The sequence below is a fragment of the Rouxiella sp. T17 genome, assembly GCF_036663475.1.
Taxonomy (GTDB): domain Bacteria; phylum Pseudomonadota; class Gammaproteobacteria; order Enterobacterales; family Enterobacteriaceae; genus Rouxiella.
This window is the reverse complement of sequence record NZ_JAWUEA010000034.1, coordinates 63,902-77,467: the sequence shown is the minus strand read 5'-3', so window position 1 is coordinate 77,467 and position 13,566 is coordinate 63,902. Positions and strand designations below refer to the sequence as shown.

The following is a 13,566-nucleotide window of genomic DNA, read 5'->3' as shown; positions in this document are numbered from 1 at the left end:
AGACAATCATAAAAAAATTTTCTGAAACAATTTTACCTAATTTTCCGCCAAGTTGTTATCAATCATACAAGTCCGTGATGAAACGAGAAGGCGATTGATTTCACTGCGATTTTTAATTTCTCAAAACCAGAAAAACGCTGTATATCCAATTACATAGCGAAGAACCTTATTGGCGATCAGGTTTTTACAGCGCTACAATACTGTTCAACCGCGTTTCTGCGAGCTGACCATTTTATAAAAACTGTTTTATAAAAACTGTTTTGTAAAATAAGGAGGCGCAGAGATTAAACTCCTAGCCTGAGTACCTAAGTTGTCGCGTCTGGCGTGCATGATTGCCGCTGATTTGCCGATAAGGTGCGCAGGCCGTGAAAACCTTCGCGGGTTTTCGCCAGGGTGCAGGGTAGAAATGCCCGCATCTTCCCGTATTTGGAAAGGTGTTAACAAGGTGCAACAACTTACTGACGCATTTGCGCGCAAGTTCTATTACTTGCGCCTATCGATTACTGACGTGTGCAATTTCCGTTGCACTTACTGCCTGCCTGACGGCTACAAGCCACAGGGTCACAACAATAAAAGCTTTCTTTCACTCGATGAAATCCGTCGGGTCAGCCGCGCTTTTGCCAATTTAGGTACTGAAAAAGTGCGTTTGACGGGCGGAGAACCCTCTTTACGCCGCGATTTCAATGAAATTATCGCCGCCGTGCGTGAAAACGAGCAGATTCGCCATCTCGCGGTGACCACCAACGGTTATCGCATGGCGCGCGACGTCAAAAACTGGCGCGATGCCGGATTAACTGCGATAAACGTTAGCGTCGACAGCCTCGATGCGCGGCAGTTTCACGCCATCACGGGGCAAGATAAGTTCCGCGAGGTGATGAACGGCATTGACGCAGCCTTTGAAGCCGGTTTCGCCAAAGTTAAAGTTAACGCCGTGCTGATGCGCGATGTTAACCACGCTAGTCTGACGACGTTTTTAAACTGGATTAAAGACAGGCCGATTCAGCTGCGTTTTATCGAGCTGATGGAAACGGGCGACGGCGGCGATCTGTTCCGCAAGCATCACGTTTCCGGCGAAGTGATCCGTCTGCAATTGATTCAGCAAGGTTGGACACTTCAGGGGCGCAGTCGCAGCGACGGTCCCGCGCAGGTGTTTACACATCCTGATTATGTGGGCGAAATTGGTCTGATCATGCCGTATGAAAAGGATTTCTGCGCTACCTGTAATCGTCTTCGCGTTTCGGCGCTCGGCAATCTGCATCTTTGCCTGTTTGGCGAGCAGGGCATTCCGCTACGCGATCTGCTGGCCGATGATAGGCAGCAGGATGACTTGATGAATCGCATTCAGGGTGGATTGGGGCGCAAAAAACAGACCCATTTCCTGCATCAGGGCAACACGGGCATTACGCAAAATCTCTCCTTTATTGGCGGCTAACGCACGGAAAAAAACATGAGCAAAGCCAGCAGTGAATTTCAGGCGATCTCCCTCGCTATTCTGACCGTTTCCGACAGTCGCTCGAAAGACGACGACACTTCCGGTGAGTATCTGCGCGATGCCGCCGCGGAAGCCGGGCATTTTGTGGTCGCACGCGAAGTCAGCAAAGATAATATTTATCAAATCCGCGCTATTGTTTCTCAGTGGATTGCCGACGAAAAGATTGGTGCGGTACTTATCAACGGCGGCACGGGTTTCACCTCGGGCGACAATACGCCTGAAGCGCTGAAACCCCTTTTTGACCGTGAAATCGAAGGCTTCGGCGAGCTGTTCCGCATGGTCTCATTTGAAGATATCGGCACCGCGACCATTCAATCGCGCGCGTTGGCCGGCATGGCCAATCAGACGGTAATTTTTGCCGTACCAGGTTCAACCAATGCCTGCAAACTGGCGTGGGAGCAGATAATCTCCTCCCAGCTCGATGCCCGTAATCGCCCTTGTAACTTCATTCCTCACGTAAGAAAGTAAATATTATGTCTACACTGACGCACATTAATGCCGCGGGCGAAGCCCATATGGTCGATGTTTCCGGAAAGGCCGAAACGGTACGCGAAGCACGCGCCGAGGCGTTTGTCTCTATGGCGGCCAGCACGTTGGCGATGATCGTCGAGGGCTCGCATCATAAAGGCGATGTCTTTGCCACCGCGCGAATCGCAGGCATTCAGGCCGCCAAAAAAACCTGGGATCTCATCCCGCTTTGCCATCCTTTATTGCTGACCAAAGTTGAGGTCAAACTCGAGGCGCAGCCGGAATTTGATCGGGTCAGAATCGAAAGCCTTTGTCGTTTAAGCGGCAAAACGGGCGTCGAAATGGAAGCGTTAACAGCCGCCTCTGTCGCCGCGCTGACCATCTATGACATGTGCAAAGCGGTACAGAAAGATATGGTGCTGGGTCCGATTCGCCTGCTGGAAAAAAGCGGCGGCAAGTCCGGCGACTTTAAGGCGGCACAATGATCAAGGTGCTGTTTTTCGCGCAGGTGCGTGAACTGGTAGGAACCGGTAGCCTTGAACTGCCCGCGGAATCTGCGGCTGTATTGACGGATATAGAAAGCCTGCGTCTGGCGTTGAGCGAACGTGGCGATCGCTGGGCATTGGCGCTCGAGTCGGGCAAGCTATTGGCGGCGGTAAATCAAACGCTGGTGGAAAGCAGTCATAAAATTCAAGACGGTGACGAAGTGGCGTTTTTCCCACCGGTGACCGGAGGCTGAATAATGCAGGCAACGCGAATTGTAGTGGATGCGGCGCCGTTTAGCGTCGGCGATGAATATCAGTGGCTCGCGCAGTCAGAGGCTGACGGCGCGGTGGTCACCTTTACCGGCAAAGTGCGCAACCATAATCTGGGCGATAACGTTAGCGCATTGACGCTGGAACATTATCCGGGCATGACGGAGAAGGCGCTGGCCGAAATCGTCGAAGAGGCGCGAACGCGTTGGCCATTGCAGCGAGTGTCGGTTTATCACCGCATTGGCGCACTCTATCCAGGCGACGAAATCGTGTTTGTTGGCGTGACTAGCGCGCATCGCGGCATGGCCTTCGACGCGACCGAATTTATCATGGATTATCTGAAAACCCGCGCACCGTTCTGGAAACGCGAGGCAACGGAACAGGGCGATCGCTGGGTAGAATCCCGCGAAACGGATAAAACTGCGGCCTCTCGCTGGACCTCGTCGTCCTAGGCACTGTTGCAGCGTTGCGCCAAAGATAAACCAAATGTTTCCTCAAGGAAGCTGTCGCGCGCAGGCGTGATTTTTTGTGGTAGGCTTAGATGACGGTAGGCTGCAATTTCAGCCTTGTATTTGTCCTCCCTGCAAGAGGTAAGTTTCATGGATCGATATCCACGTTCTAATGGTTCGATAGTTGAACGCGCACACAGCGGCATTCAGGCTTATATGGCGCAGGTTTACGGCTGGATGACCTGCGGTTTGCTGCTGACGGCCTTCGTGGCCTGGTATGCTTCCCGTTCGCCTGCCATTCTCGGTTTTATTTTCTCAAGCCAAATCACCTTTTTCGGTTTGATTATTCTCCAGCTTGCGTTGGTGTTTGTTATTTCGGGCATGGTTCAGCGCCTTAGCGGAGCCGTCGCGACGGGGCTGTTTATGCTCTATTCGGCGCTCACCGGCCTAACGCTATCGAGCATTTTTATCGTTTATACCGGCGCATCGATTGCCAGCACCTTTGTGGTTGCTGGCGGCATGTTTGGTGCAATGAGCCTTTACGGCTACGTGACCAAGCGCGATTTAAGCCGCATCGGCAGCCTGCTGTTTATGGCGTTGATCGGCATTGTGCTGGCGTCGCTGGTTAACTACTGGCTGAAAAGCCCGGCGCTGATGCAGGCGATCTCCTACATTGGTGTGGTGGTATTCGTGGGTCTGACGGCTTACGACACGCAGAAGCTGAAAAACATGGGCGAGCAGCTTTCCGTTAATGATAAAGAGAATTTCCGTAAATACTCTATCGTTGGCGCGCTGACGCTGTATCTCGACTTTATCAACCTGTTCCTGATGCTGCTGCGTATTTTCGGCAACAGAAGATAAGGTTTTTAAGTTCGAGTACGACTAAGTTTGATAACAAAAAAGGGAGCGGCGATATACGGCCCGCTCCCTTTTTTAGTTTTTACAAAACAATTTATCTTTCAAAGTTATTCATCCAAAGCTCACCCGTCTTCAAACTCACTTATTTAACGCGCACGTTGGCGGGGATTTTCTTGAAGCTCCACCAGATTTGCGCGGCGTTGAACAATACGATCAACGCGGTGACCATAAATACCCAGCGAAAACCCAGAGCCGCCGAAACGCCCGAACCAATCAGCGGTCCGACCACGTTACCGAGATACATAAACGTCTGGTTGTAACCAAAGATTCGGCCAGTCACCTGTTCGCTGCTGTATTTTACCAACAGCGCCTGCACGGCGGGCATCAGCGCGCCGTCGCCGAAGCCGAGCAAAAAGCGCAAGATGCCGAGCTGGACGGGCGTGGTAATCGTCGCCATTAGGCAGAATAAAACAAAGCAGAAGACGAGCGCGGCGATAAGCACCCGATGCGCGCCAATACGGTCACCTAATTTGCCGAGCTTCGGCGCGGCCAGTAAGGCAGAAATACCCGGCACTGCCGCGATCACGCCGCTGATAAAGGCAATATTGTTGCTGTTATCAGAAAGATTGCGAATAAACAGGGTCAAAATCGGGCTAATAGACCCGTTTGCAAGCTGAATAACCATGGTGGTGACAAACAGGCTGACCATCAACATTGGATAGGGAAGGGTGGTAAACACCGCTTTGCCCGTCAGGCGATTGGCCTTGGTAATCGGCACGACGCGCTCTTTTATCAGAAACAGGGTGATGAGAAAACTGATAAACAGCAGCCCGGCGGTGACGAAAAATACCATCCGCAGCCCAAGATGGTCCGCCATGAAACCGCCCAGCAGCGGCCCGATAATGACCCCTGAAACCTGCCCCGTCGACAGCGTGCCCAAGGCCCAGCCACTTTTGTCTCGCGGAACTTGTGAAGCCACCAGCGCCATGGCATTCGGAATGTAGCCGGAGGTCAGCCCCATCAAGGTGCGGAAGATAAACAGCTGCCAGACGTTTTGCGCAAATCCCTGTAAAACCATGACGATCGCCATGCCAAGCGCGGCACGCAGCAGCATCAGCTTGCGTCCCTTGCGATCGGCTAAGCTTCCCCATAGAGGCGCGACGCAGGCCGAAACCAGAAAAGTGCCGCTGAAAACCAGCCCCGACCAGATGCTCAGCGCTTCATGGTCGTGAACGCCAAGCTGCTCGACGTATAACGGCAGAAAGGGAAGAATTTCGCTCATCGCCAGACCTGTGAAAAAACAGCCGAGCCAGACGGAGATTAAATTAAGTTTCCAGGTTTCCATTATTTTGCGGCGTTGCCTTTAGGATGAAATAGTTAACCTCCGCAAGCATAGCAAGCTAATTCTCATTAAGGATAACAAAAAGTGGCAACGGCTTCTTTTACAGCTTGAATCATATAAATGCGCGCTATGTCTCGTTATCTGTTAGAATCTCCCCAACTGGCGCACTGCAGTTTGTGCCGAATCCTCGTGGTAATGCCTCATTTGCCTCGTCTGATCATCCCCTCTTGAAACTGCACCGAACCTGTTCGGGTTAGAGTGGATTGGAGTTTTTCCCTATATGTCATTTGATTCTCTCGGCCTGAGTGCCGACATTCTGCGTGCTGTTGAAGAGCAGGGCTATAATTCACCTACACCTATTCAGCAGCAGGCAATTCCTGTTGTGCTGCAAGGCCGTGACTTAATGGCAAGCGCACAAACCGGTACCGGTAAAACTGCTGGTTTTACCCTGCCTGTTTTGCAACTGCTTAGCCAATCAGCTACGCCGATTAAAGGTCGTCGCCCAGTCCGTGCGCTGATCCTGACCCCAACCCGCGAGCTGGCGGCACAGATTGGTGAAAACGTTACCGCTTACAGCAAATACCTGAGCCTGCGCTCGCTGGTGGTATTTGGTGGCGTGAGCATTAATCCTCAGATGATGAAACTGCGCGGCGGCGTCGACATTCTGGTGGCAACACCGGGTCGCTTGCTGGATCTGGAACACCAGCGTGCCGTTGATTTGTCTCAAATTGAAATTCTTATCCTGGACGAAGCCGACCGCATGCTGGACATGGGCTTCATTCACGATATCCGTCGTGTGTTGGCCAAACTGCCAGCCAAGCGTCAGAACTTGCTGTTCTCTGCTACCTTCTCTGACGAGATCAAAGGCTTGGCGAACAAGCTGCTGACCAATCCTGCTTCTGTTGAAGTTGCGCGTCGTAACACCGCTTCTACGCAGATCGAGCAGAGCGTTCACTTTGTCGACAAACGTCGCAAAAGAGAGCTGCTGTCTCAGATGATCGGCACCGGAAACTGGCAGCAAGTGTTGGTGTTTACCCGCACCAAGCACGGTGCCAACCATCTGGCCGAGCTGCTGAATAAAGACGGCATTACTGCCGCCGCCATTCACGGCAACAAAAGTCAGGGCGCACGTACTCGCGCACTGGCCGATTTCAAAGACGGCGGCATTCGCGTGCTGGTCGCGACCGACATCGCTGCGCGCGGTCTGGACATCGACATGTTGCCGCACGTTGTCAACTACGAGCTGCCAAACGTTCCGGAAGACTACGTACACCGTATTGGTCGTACCGGCCGTGCCGAAGCAACGGGTGAGGCTATCTCGCTGGTTTGCGTCGACGAACACAAATTGCTGCGCGACATCGAGCGTTTGCTGAAACGCGAAATCCCGCGTATCGCATTGCCTGGTTACGAGCCAGACCCGTCAATCAAAGCCGAGCCGATCGTTAACGGTCGTCAAGGCAATGGCGGCGGTCGCGGCGCACCACGTCAGGGCGGCGGCGGTCAACGCTCCGGCGCACCTCGTCAGGGTGGCAACGGCCAACGTTCTGGCACTGGCGGCAACGGCGGCAACGGTTCTGGCGAAAGCCGCCCGGCACGTCCAAGCCGTGGCAGCGCAGCACACGCGGGCCAGCGTCGTTCAGGCGCAGGCGCGTCTGCCGGCCGCAGCCGCAAACCTTCAGGCGAGTAATCGTCCAAGGTTGCGATCAAGCCCTCTTCGGAGGGCTTTTTTTATGCCTAAAATATCAACGTTACGCGACTTCATTACGTAGAACGCTACCGATGGCCTGATTTCAACATAAAACCAGTCAGTCATTGCTAATGCCAGCCGTTCGCCCGTATTATTGCGCGTCATTTTTTGAGGGTAGAACGGCTATGCGAGTATTATTGGCTCCAATGGAGGGCGTACTGGATCCTTTGGTGCGCGAACTTTTAAGCGAAGTGAACGATTACGATCTCTGTATTACGGAGTTTTTGCGCGTGGTCGATCAGCTGCTGCCGATAAAATCTTTTCATCGCCTTTGCCCTGAATTATTAAACGAGAGCCGCACGCCATCCGGCACGTTGGTCCGCGTTCAACTGCTTGGGCAATATCCACAGTGGTTGGGTGAAAACGCGGCGCGCGCGGTGGAGTTGGGCTCTTACGGCGTCGATCTCAACTGCGGTTGTCCGTCGAAAACGGTGAACGGCAGTGGCGGAGGCGCGACGCTGTTAAAAGATCCCGAACTGATTTACCACGGGGCCAAAGCAATGCGCGACGCCGTTCCCGAGTCTCTGCCAGTCACGGTAAAAGTCCGCCTCGGTTGGGATTCTCTGGCGCACAGCCTCGAAATCGCCGACGCCGTACAGCAAGCGGGCGCGACCGAGTTGACGGTGCATGGCCGCACTAAAGAAGACGGTTATAAAGCCGAGCGAATTAATTGGGAGGCAATAGGTGAAATTCGCCAACGGTTATCGATTCCCGTGATTGCCAACGGCGAAATCTGGGATTATGCCAGCGCGCAACGTTGCATGCAGGTGACAGGTTGTGAATCGGTTATGATTGGTCGAGGTGCATTGAATGTGCCCAACTTGAGCCGCGTTATTAAATATAATGAAGAAAAAATGCCGTGGCTTGACGTCATTAATTTATTGAAAAAATATACTTATCTGGAAAAGCAGGGCGATACCGGCCTATATCACGTCGCACGAATTAAACAGTGGTTAGGATATCTGCGTAAAGAGTATAGCGAAGCGACCGAGGTATTTACTCAGGTCCGAACTTTAAATACTTCTAAAGATATCGCCCTTGCCATTCAGGCTTTATAAACGAAACCACCTCCGGGTGGTTTTTTATTATCTGACATAGCTCATCGAGCACTTTTTTAATTAAAAGTAAGCTTTTCTCACTTTGCAAAATTCTATTTATTTAACCAATCCTTTTAGGACAGTTTGCAGCTTGGCTGTCTGTTAGTCTATTTACTCGTTCTCATAATTAGAGGAAAGAATTATGACTCGGCGGTTGGCAAAAATGGGTGATAAAACGGCTTATGGGCACATAATTTCAGCGACATCAACGATGTTCGATCACGATAAAGCACTGGTGCTCTCTGGCGATAAAGCCTAGTGTAATAACTGTAAAGGCAGCTTTCCTATATTCGCAAGTCATACCGGCTGGATTGAAGACCGCATGGTGGTCGGCGATGGCGACCTCGTTGGCTGTCGTTGCGACAATAATCGCGTGTTTGCTACCTCTGATTACTTCGGCGAAAGTAATGTTACTAAACGTGCGCCTTCAGCAGAGCCTGTACAGCGTGCGCAAAATGCTAAAAAACATTCGCCACTTCCGAAGGTTACCCTGCCTCCGCAACCACTAATTTTACCGGAAGAGATTTATACAACTATTCAGAAAATGGATGATTACGCAGCAGATGATATGCTTTGTGGCGATTTGACTGAAGAACAGCTGAAGAAAGTTCATCATTTATATAAAATTTCATCACAGATAGACCCCTTTACGGGTTTATTAACTAAACCTTTGGATGAAAAAGAGTTTTATAAATCCGTTGATTACCCTCCCAACTTTGTCACGCTTGAAGAAAGTGCAAAAATTTTGTTCGATGAATTCCGCGGCCTCTCGGACATGTTTTCTTTTTATGGCGAGTATCAAGACATTACCCGAAAAATAATTACACACATGCAGAACAACACAGGGCGAGTTTTTAAAGATCCCCTGCTGGATAAGGCGCTTAAAGAACAAATTATTAATGACAAATCGATAAAGAGCACTTTGTTAAAAATTATAGATATTTTATCTGAGAAAACTGATTTTGATAACGGTTATTTCCCATTAGTATTTGATGGTGAGTTTGAGAAATTAATTAACAGCAAAAGTATTCTGCCAAAATTTACTAGTTTTAAAGATTATTTTAACGGTTTAGTAATAAGCGTTCATGATACGGCGGCAACCAGCATTACTTTGACTTCCTTACAAGTGGAGGAGGATAACTTCCAGGCAACTATTCATTATCGTATACAAGATCATTTTGGACTCGATTTAAAAGATATTGAACATTGGATTTACCATGAGGTTCCTATTTTTAGGATTTGGTTTTTATTACAGCGATGGGAGAAGTTCAAGTTCAAGCCTTTTATTACAGAAATGAATGCAACGATTGATGTTACTGGAAAACGTAATGTTCCATAAGAGGTTTGTTATATTAATAATATTGTATTTAACTATATCCAAGGTTATAGAATGCTTACAACCGGTTGAAATTATTGCTATTCATAACAGCACGGTGTTATTAGTCAAAAACTTTCCAAAATCAAAAGCTCTTAAACTACTTTGGTGGGAAAATAATAGAAATGATTTACTGAACAAGTATGGCGTCGGCGCATTAGATCGTTATGGTGACTTTAGATTAGTTGTTCATGATTTCGGTGCAGGTTATAAAGTTGATACACATACCGATCAAGACTCAGATCTTCTTTGCTTCTATGAAATGAAAGAACAAGCGAACTGTTTAGTTAAAGATGCGTTGTTTGCGGTTAACAATTATAATCCTAAAAAATTGAATTTTACTTATTACTAAAAGATTAGTTGAACAGTAACAGCTGCTTGCTGAAGATTCTAAAAAATTTGATAGGTAGGTCCGGTATGCTTAACCTCAGATGTTTAATTATTTTCATCATAAGTTTTTTTGCTTATTCTATTTTGGAGTTTATAAGCCCCATGGAAATAATAGCTGCCCATGATAAAGACATCTCACTGATTAAGCATTTTTCTTCATTTGAGTTTATACAAATATGGTAGTGGTAAAGAAACAGGGAAAAAATAAAGACTAAATGTTATCTGCTTTTTGTGAAAAACAATGGTAATTATACAATATTTATTTAGGGCCTTGGAAATGGTTATAAGGTTTTTCTAACGAAATAGTTGAGGTAATAGGTAAAAATAATGAGTAAATGGAAGGTTTTGATATTGGGGTTTTTTATTTTATTAGGTTATCAATTAGTTAAACCTTCTGAAATTGTTGCAGCCCATTCCGGAAGAGTGTTACTCGTTGAAGGTTTTCCTAAGGTGAAGTTGTTTCAAATACTTTGGTGGTACGATAATAAAGAGGTTTTCAATGATAAACTTTCCCTTGCCGATAACGATAGAAGTTATGATTTTGTAGTGCACAATTTTGGTAATGGTTATAAAGTTTATACACACCAAGACTCTGATCTTCTTTGTTTCTATGAAATGAAAGAAAAATCAAATTGCATAGTCAAAGAGCCGCTTTTTATTGTTAAAGCGTATGGGGAAAATAAAATTAAATTTATTTCTTATTGAGTTAAATATTATTTATTTTTTCAATTTATGGATATAGCGATGGGGAAAATTTACGCCAGAGGGTGAGATGAATTTCAATATCTAAATGACAATTAATTATGCTCATGGAGGAGTTCGCATTACTTATTACTAAAAACGCCCAATGAAGTCATCAGGCGTTTAAGAGTTTTTGATAACCCCTAATCAACAGGGGTCAGACAAACGTTAGCGATTAACTATCAGAAGTGTGTGTTTAGAGATACATAAACAGTACGGCCTGATTCGTTGTAGGTGTTTGCACCCGCACCATACAGGTACGCGCCCGTAGTGGAGCTGCCGGTAGTCTGCGCATTGCCTTCGCGGAAATGGCGCTTGTCCAGCAAGTTATCGATTCCTAAAGTTACGTCGACATATTTATTAACGTTGTAGGTTGAGCTTAAACCGAACAGCGCATAAGGGCTGACAACCCAGGTTTCAGAACCTGTAGCATCGTCACCTTTATAGTTGTACTTTTTCGGTTTCTGCTTGCCATACCAAGTCATCGTACCGCTGACCGACCAGTCTTCGCGCACCTGCCAATCCAGCGAGGAGTTGATGGTGAACTTCGGGATAACCGACAGATAATCGTTGGTAGTTTTATTAACGTTCTCAATGTTGTAAGTGAAGTTGTTGTGCATAAACACAGTTTCACTGATTGGGAAGTTTAGCGTGCCTTCAAGGCCCTGAACCACGGCTTTCGGTACGTTTTCCCACTTGTAAACATCAGAAGTGCCATTGCTGTAAACCGATGAGTAGCCCGCTTCAATCTTGTTGTGGTAATCGTTGCGATAATAAGTCAGACCGGCCTGAACATCATTGTGGTGATATTCGATGCCAATTTCTTTGTTGACGCTGGTTTCAGCCTTGAGGTCATCATTACCTTGCAGGTAGCACGCGCCTGCGCTGGCGTAGCAGCCCTGACCATTGCTATACAACAGATAGTTAGGGTTGGTTTGATACAGGTTTGGCGCTTTATAAGCCCGCGCAATACCCATTTTCAGCGTAAAGTCGCTGCCCAGCTCTTGAGAAAGATTCAGAGACGGGCTGAAATTTTTGCCGGAAATAGTTTGATAATCGAAACGCAGACCCGGAGTCACCGTCGTGGTATCGGTCACTTCAATATTGTCTTCGGTAAACAGCGAGTAAATATCAGCGGAGGCGTAAGGGCTTCGACCCGTGCTGCTTATCCCTTCAACAGTTCCGCCCTGTGCGGTTTGAGTATCGGAGATCGGATCCTTCATAGTCTGGTGATTCCACTCGGCGCCGAAGGTTGCCGTCTGCTGGAAATAGAAATCCAGCGGAATATTGACTTCAGTGTGCGCGTTGACATCACTTAGGTCGATAGTTGAATAACCTTCATTTGTGGTGCTGAAGATGCCTTCGGTGCCGCCGGCCAATCCTTCATTTAAACGTTTATTACGGGTGCGTTCGTATTGAATGTAGTTAGTCGTCGAAACGCCGTTGTCCCAAGCGCCCGTGTGTTTCAGGCTCAGCGTCTGGCGATATAACACGTTGGTTTCTTTACCGTAATTCTCGGTAACTAGCGCGTTGCTATTGGTGTTTTGCGTGTCGCCCGCGTACAGGTTGCCCTGACGGCTAAATCCGGCGGACAGTTCCAACGCCTGCATTGGCATAAATTCCCAACGCAGCACGCCATTAACGTCTTTATTTTTTACGCCTTCACGACCAGCGGGTACGGTACCGGCATAAGATCCTGTACGGTCCGCCTCATGGCCCTGATTGATATTTTGCGCATCGGCCTGGGTTTTGGACCAGCCGCCGTACAACTTGAAGCTCAGGTTATCGGTGATCCCGCCCGAAAGGCTGGCGTTATAACGATGCGTTGCGCCTTCGGATTTATGTTCTGGCACGTCGTAGTATGTGTTAAACGCGCCGTGCAAATCCTGGGTGGTCGGCTTGGTGATAATGTTGATCACGCCGCCCGCCGCGCCGCTGCCGTAGCGTGCTGCTGCCGGTCCACGGATGACCTGAATGCTTTTAACCATTTCAGGCGGCACCCAATCGGTATCGCCACGGCTATCACGTTCGCCGCGCCAGCCGTAACGCACGGCATTTTTGCTGCTTACCGGCATGCCATCGACCAGCACCATAGTATTTTCAGGACCCATGCCGCGAATATCAATCTGACGATTGTTGCCGCGCTGGCCGCTGGTGGAGTTACCGGTCAGGTTAACGCCCGGCATGGTACGAATAATTTCGGAAAGGTCGCGAGCTGGAGGATGTTTTTTGATTTCCGATTCGTCGATGACGGAAACGCCAGGCGCCTGAAGTGTTTGTTGCTGTGCCGTTACGGTAATCGTGTCGCCGCTGTCTTTATGTTGTTTGCTTTTTGTGTCGGCGGACGTGGTGGTTTCTGCATCTTTAACGGGAGTAGCAGTCTCAGCCTGAGAGAGGGCGGGTAGAAGCAGGCTGAACGAGGTCACTGAAAATAACGTGACCTTGGTATAGAACAGGATATTTTTCATAATGTTGCTGGACCATTCCGTAGCTGAATAAAAAAGTGCTGCTGTGTAAAATAAATTTAAAATATTGAACTTATAATATTGCGTGAGAATGCTATCAATAACGATTCTCGTTATCAATGCAAATATCCGTAGAGATTTGCCCACTTATCGCGCGCGATAAGTTGTATTTAAGTAAGCAGGTGTTGCAGATTATTTCTGTAAGGTATTTGTGTCTTCGAGGGAGTTATAGAAGAGTGCCGATAAGGCTCAAAAAGTCAGGTAAATGCCACGATGTTTGAAAATATGCATTAATGTTATTACCGCTGCGTTGATTTTTATTGTAAAGATGTTTGGATGAAATTTACTCTAAGGACGGGCGACGAACTTCCGTTTAAGCCAACCCTC

General features: G+C 48.3%; 13 protein-coding genes and 1 riboswitch. Of the genes, 11 read left to right on the top strand and 2 right to left on the bottom strand.

Features of this window, described 5'->3' with window-relative positions; genetic code table 11:
- Window positions 1–277 precede the first annotated feature (277 nt).
- A riboswitch (molybdenum cofactor riboswitch) is annotated at window positions 278–453 on the top strand.
- The 6 genes from moaA (at window position 446) to SC206_RS13255 (ending at window position 4,025) form a co-directional block, all read left to right on the top strand.
- Complete coding sequence (gene moaA, locus SC206_RS13280; RefSeq protein ID WP_332737910.1) at window positions 446–1,432, top strand: GTP 3',8-cyclase MoaA; 987 nt, start codon at window positions 446–448, stop codon at window positions 1,430–1,432. (Overlaps the previous riboswitch by 8 nt.)
- A gap of 15 nt (window positions 1,433–1,447) precedes the next feature.
- Entirely contained in the window at window positions 1,448–1,960 is a 513-nt protein-coding gene (moaB, locus tag SC206_RS13275; RefSeq protein WP_332737909.1) for a molybdenum cofactor biosynthesis protein B, read from the top strand.
- Between the two features lie 5 nt (window positions 1,961–1,965).
- Window positions 1,966–2,445 carry a cyclic pyranopterin monophosphate synthase MoaC gene (gene moaC / locus SC206_RS13270; protein WP_332737908.1) on the top strand — a complete coding sequence of 160 codons (480 nt, stop codon included), beginning with the start codon at window positions 1,966–1,968 and terminating at the stop codon, window positions 2,443–2,445.
- Window positions 2,442–2,699 carry a molybdopterin synthase sulfur carrier subunit gene (moaD, locus tag SC206_RS13265; protein WP_332737907.1) on the top strand — a complete coding sequence of 86 codons (258 nt, stop codon included), beginning with the start codon at window positions 2,442–2,444 and terminating at the stop codon, window positions 2,697–2,699. The genes moaC and moaD overlap by 4 nt, the downstream gene beginning before the upstream one ends.
- Before the next feature lie 3 nt (window positions 2,700–2,702).
- Entirely contained in the window at window positions 2,703–3,167 is a 465-nt protein-coding gene (gene moaE, locus SC206_RS13260) for a molybdopterin synthase catalytic subunit MoaE (protein ID WP_332737906.1), read from the top strand.
- A gap of 147 nt (window positions 3,168–3,314) precedes the next feature.
- Entirely contained in the window at window positions 3,315–4,025 is a 711-nt protein-coding gene (locus SC206_RS13255) for a Bax inhibitor-1/YccA family protein (protein ID WP_332737905.1), read from the top strand.
- Window positions 4,026–4,164: 139 nt separating this feature from the next.
- Here SC206_RS13255 and SC206_RS13250 read toward each other — a convergent pair whose 3' ends face one another.
- Entirely contained in the window at window positions 4,165–5,367 is a 1,203-nt protein-coding gene (locus tag SC206_RS13250; protein ID WP_332737904.1) for a multidrug efflux MFS transporter, read from the bottom strand.
- 277 nt (window positions 5,368–5,644) lie between these two features.
- Here SC206_RS13250 and rhlE point away from each other — a divergent pair, with 277 nt between their 5' ends.
- The 5 genes from rhlE (at window position 5,645) to SC206_RS13225 (ending at window position 10,678) form a co-directional block, all read left to right on the top strand.
- Entirely contained in the window at window positions 5,645–7,051 is a 1,407-nt protein-coding gene (rhlE, locus tag SC206_RS13245) for an ATP-dependent RNA helicase RhlE (protein WP_332737903.1), read from the top strand.
- A gap of 185 nt (window positions 7,052–7,236) precedes the next feature.
- Entirely contained in the window at window positions 7,237–8,169 is a 933-nt protein-coding gene (dusC, locus tag SC206_RS13240) for a tRNA dihydrouridine(16) synthase DusC (RefSeq protein WP_332737902.1), read from the top strand.
- A 361-nt stretch (window positions 8,170–8,530) separates the two neighbouring features.
- A complete protein-coding gene (locus tag SC206_RS13235; protein ID WP_332737901.1) occupies window positions 8,531–9,547 on the top strand; it encodes a DUF3289 family protein in 1,017 nt (338 codons plus the stop codon).
- A complete protein-coding gene (locus SC206_RS13230) occupies window positions 9,537–9,935 on the top strand; it encodes a DUF943 family protein (RefSeq protein WP_332737900.1) in 399 nt (132 codons plus the stop codon). Before SC206_RS13235 ends, SC206_RS13230 begins: the two co-directional genes overlap by 11 nt.
- A gap of 365 nt (window positions 9,936–10,300) precedes the next feature.
- Window positions 10,301–10,678 (top strand): DUF943 family protein, encoded by a 378-nt coding sequence (locus tag SC206_RS13225; protein WP_332737899.1) that lies wholly within the window; start codon window positions 10,301–10,303, stop codon window positions 10,676–10,678.
- A 218-nt stretch (window positions 10,679–10,896) separates the two neighbouring features.
- Here SC206_RS13225 and SC206_RS13220 read toward each other — a convergent pair whose 3' ends face one another.
- The gene (locus SC206_RS13220; protein ID WP_332737898.1) at window positions 10,897–13,182 is read right to left on the bottom strand and encodes a TonB-dependent siderophore receptor; all 2,286 of its coding nucleotides are present in this window, start codon (window positions 13,180–13,182) and stop codon (window positions 10,897–10,899) included.
- Window positions 13,183–13,566 lie beyond the last annotated feature (384 nt).

What these genes read in the sequence shown, in the direction of transcription:
- moaB (WP_332737909.1), top strand. Translation starts at nt 1,448, where the DNA reads ATGAGCAAAGCCAGCAGTGAATTTCAGGCGATCTCCCTCGCTATTCTG.
- moaC (WP_332737908.1), top strand. Translation starts at nt 1,966, where the DNA reads ATGTCTACACTGACGCACATTAATGCCGCGGGCGAAGCCCATATGGTC.
- moaD (WP_332737907.1), top strand. Translation starts at nt 2,442, where the DNA reads ATGATCAAGGTGCTGTTTTTCGCGCAGGTGCGTGAACTGGTAGGAACC.
- moaE (WP_332737906.1), top strand. Translation starts at nt 2,703, where the DNA reads ATGCAGGCAACGCGAATTGTAGTGGATGCGGCGCCGTTTAGCGTCGGC.
- SC206_RS13255 (WP_332737905.1), top strand. Translation starts at nt 3,315, where the DNA reads ATGGATCGATATCCACGTTCTAATGGTTCGATAGTTGAACGCGCACAC.
- SC206_RS13250 (WP_332737904.1), bottom strand. Translation starts at nt 5,367, where the DNA reads ATGGAAACCTGGAAACTTAATTTAATCTCCGTCTGGCTCGGCTGTTTT.
- rhlE (WP_332737903.1), top strand. Translation starts at nt 5,645, where the DNA reads ATGTCATTTGATTCTCTCGGCCTGAGTGCCGACATTCTGCGTGCTGTT.
- dusC (WP_332737902.1), top strand. Translation starts at nt 7,237, where the DNA reads ATGCGAGTATTATTGGCTCCAATGGAGGGCGTACTGGATCCTTTGGTG.
- SC206_RS13235 (WP_332737901.1), top strand. Translation starts at nt 8,531, where the DNA reads ATGGTGGTCGGCGATGGCGACCTCGTTGGCTGTCGTTGCGACAATAAT.
- SC206_RS13230 (WP_332737900.1), top strand. Translation starts at nt 9,537, where the DNA reads ATGTTCCATAAGAGGTTTGTTATATTAATAATATTGTATTTAACTATA.
- SC206_RS13225 (WP_332737899.1), top strand. Translation starts at nt 10,301, where the DNA reads ATGAGTAAATGGAAGGTTTTGATATTGGGGTTTTTTATTTTATTAGGT.
- SC206_RS13220 (WP_332737898.1), bottom strand. Translation starts at nt 13,182, where the DNA reads ATGAAAAATATCCTGTTCTATACCAAGGTCACGTTATTTTCAGTGACC.